At 68.3% G+C, this 665-nt stretch carries 2 protein-coding genes; both read left to right on the forward strand.

Translation table 11 applies throughout. From position 1 onward, the window contains the following. Positions 1 to 355: acyl-CoA dehydrogenase family protein (locus tag AC1D15_RS35870; protein ID WP_477829838.1), on the forward strand; the 355-nt coding region annotated here is incomplete at its 5' end. An 88-nt stretch (positions 356 to 443) separates the two neighbouring features. Further along, positions 444 to 665, forward strand: a 222-nt coding sequence (locus tag AC1D15_RS35875) for an acyl-CoA dehydrogenase family protein (protein ID WP_477829839.1), incomplete at its 3' end; no start/stop codon positions are given.

A 665-nucleotide genomic window follows, 5' to 3' on the forward strand; every position in this document is an offset into this window, starting at 1 on the left:
CTTCCGCGACGAGATCGCGAAGCTGGAGGTCGAGATCGTCGCGCTGGAGATGATGGTGCTGCGGGTGCTCAGCGCTGAAAAGTCCGGCAAGCAGTCGCTGGACGTCGCCGGGCTGCTGAAGATCCGCGGCAGCGAGATCCAGCAGCGCCTGACCGAACTGCTGATGCTGGCGGCCGGGCCGTACAGCGTGCCCTTCATCCACGACGCCATGGAGGCCGGCTGGCAGGGTGACCACGTCGGCGCGGCGTATTGCGCGCCGCTGGCCGCGACCTATTTCAACGTGCGCAAGACCACGATCTACGGCGGCAGCAACGAGGTGCAACGCAACATCGTCGCGCAGACGGTGCTGGGGTGACATGTTGGCCCCCACGTCATTTCATTCCTGCCCCCCGAGGGGGCGCTCAGCCGCCTTGGGGCGGCCCTGCGGCAGCTGAGGAAACGACATGGACTTCGACTTCTCCGACGATCAAGAGATGCTGCGCGACTCGGTGCGCAAGTGGGTCGCCAAGGGCTACGACGCCGAGCGGCGCAAGCGCATCGTGCAGGCCGGGGGCTGCTCGCGCGAGGCGTGGCGCGAGATGGCCGACCTCGGGCTGGCCGGGCTGTTCGTGCCCGAGGCGCTGGGCGGCATGGGCTTCGGGCCGACCGACGCGATGGTGGTGATG

It is taken from the genome of Rhizobacter sp. P2_H2 (genome assembly GCF_056403375.1).